Source organism: Massilia sp. UYP32 (assembly GCF_050434365.1).
Taxonomy (GTDB): domain Bacteria; phylum Pseudomonadota; class Gammaproteobacteria; order Burkholderiales; family Burkholderiaceae_D; genus Telluria; species Telluria timonae.
In genome coordinates, this window is record NZ_JBNDIK010000069.1 from 1 (window position 1) to 1,365 (window position 1,365).

A 1,365-nucleotide genomic window follows, 5' to 3' on the forward strand; every position below is an offset into this window, starting at 1 on the left:
GGACCTGTCAGAAATTCTGTGTGCGGGGCCAGAATTCAGAGTTAGATAATTGCGTTCGTGAAGCGCTCGCCGAACATGATAGCGAACTGGTTGGCAGCCTGCTTCCAGGTACGCTGCGGCATCTTCCAATCTTTCTCGATATTGCGCAAGGCCAGGAACAATAACTTGGTCGCGGCTTCGTCGCTGGGGAAGTGGCCGCGGTTCTTGACGATCTTCCGTAGGCGCATATGCAGGCTCTCGATGGCGTTGGTCGTGTAGATAATCGTGCGCACTTCAGGCGGGTAGGCAAAGAAGGGAATCACCTGCTGCCACTGGCGCCGCCACATTGCAGCCACGGTCGGAAACTTAGTGCCCCATGGACCTTCCGCAAACGCGTCCAGCGCCGCTTCTGCCAGGTCGGCATTGGCAGCGTGGTAAATCGGCTTGAGCGCCGCTGCCAGCTCTTTACGGTCCTTCCAGGCCGCAAGCGTCGTCGAGTTGCGGATCAGGTGCACGATGCACGTCTGGATCTGCGCCTGCGGATAAACGGCTTCAATGGCCTCGGGGAAGCCACGCAGGCCATCGACGACAGCGATCAGGATATCGTCCAGCCCACGATTCTTGAGCTCGTTGAAAACCTTCAGCCAGAACTTGGCGCCTTCGGTCTGCTCGATCCACAGACCCAGCACTTCCTTGCGGCCGTCGGCACGAATGCCCAGAGCCAAATACACAGCCTTGTTCTTGACTGTACCTTCGTCCCGGATCTTCAGGCGCAACGCGTCGAAATAGACGATTGGATACATCGCTTCAAGCGGCCGTTGTTGCCACTGTGCGACCTCGTCGAGCACCTCGTCGGTGATGGTCGAAATCAGGTCCGGCGACACCTCGGTACCGTACAACTCCAGCAGATGCGCCTGGATCTCACGCACGCTCATCCCACGCGCGTACATGCTGATGACGTGATCATCAAAGCCAGACATCCGGCGCTGATGTTTGGCCACCAGCTTGGGCTCAAAGCTCGACAGGCGATCGCGCGGCACGTCCAGGTGGAGCTCGCCGCCGGGCGTGAGCACCTTCTTAGGGCTGCTGCCGTTACGGTGGTTTTTAGTGCCTTCTTCCTCGTTGGCCAAGTGATGGTTCAACTCGGCCGACAACATACGTTCGGCCAGCATCTTCTTGAGTTGCCCGGCCAGGCCCGATTCGCCAAGGATCGACTCAGCGTCCTTGTTCTCAACCTGGGCCAGCAACTGGTCGATCAGCTCGACGGGGAATGGGTATGCTGCTTTTTGCTTCTTGAGCTTCTTAGTGGTCATCACTTCGGTCATGGAACAGTCCTTTCGGGATTATTTCATGACCCCGGTTCCACACAGAAATTCTGACAGGCTC

General features: G+C 57.7%; 1 protein-coding gene. It reads right to left on the reverse strand.

The annotated features are described in order from the left end of the window. Window positions 1–41: 41 nt before the first annotated feature. Window positions 42–1,292, reverse strand: a complete 1,251-nt coding sequence (locus tag ABIB42_RS25885) for an IS256 family transposase (RefSeq protein ID WP_157225472.1) — start codon at window positions 1,290–1,292, stop codon at window positions 42–44. Window positions 1,293–1,365: the final 73 nt, after the last annotated feature.

What these genes read in the sequence shown, in the direction of transcription:
- ABIB42_RS25885 (WP_157225472.1), bottom strand. Translation starts at nt 1,292, where the DNA reads ATGACCACTAAGAAGCTCAAGAAGCAAAAAGCAGCATACCCATTCCCC.